Genomic DNA, 681 nt, shown 5'->3' on the forward strand with positions numbered 1-681 from the left:
AAGGCTACTACACCTAATGGCGTTCCTCAGATTTGTATTTTGTGTAATTTTTGCGCTATAATGACACCATAGAAGAGTCGTTGACGTGTTGTTAGGCTCATTTCTTCCTGTAATGGGAGGAGGTGGTTCTATGAGAAATTTTAAGAAAGTATCCTTGGTGATAAAAGTCCTAAAATTGATGATAGATTTTTATCGTTTCTTTCATTAGAAATGATAAAGCCTAACGAATAAGGTCTTGTACACCTTAACACGTTAGGCATTATCACATTTGTAATCTTGAGATGAGCCTAACGCCTGCATACGTTGATGGCTCTTCTTGTTTCTAAATTAAGTATAGCATACTTTCAGGGTTAATGCTACGTTTCTTGTTACGTTATGTAGCCTGTGGCGTTTTAACTGAATAGGATAAAGGGAAGACTGCAATACACCCCCTCAGAAACGGCATTTCATGATGTTTCTTCGGAGGTGTATTGCGGTCTTCTTGCGTTTATGTGATTTGGTCAGTAAAGGACGCCACAAGGCTACTACACCTAAGGGCATTCCTCAGTGAAAAGACCGCAATACACCCCCTCAGAAACGGCATTTCATGATGTTTCTTCGGAGGTATATTGCGGTCTTCTTGTGTTTATGTGATTTAGTCAGTAAAAACGTCACAAGGCTACTACACCTAATGGCGTTCCT

Source organism: Veillonella sp. DNF00869 (genome assembly GCF_001553345.1).
GTDB lineage: Bacteria > Bacillota > Negativicutes > Veillonellales > Veillonellaceae > F0422.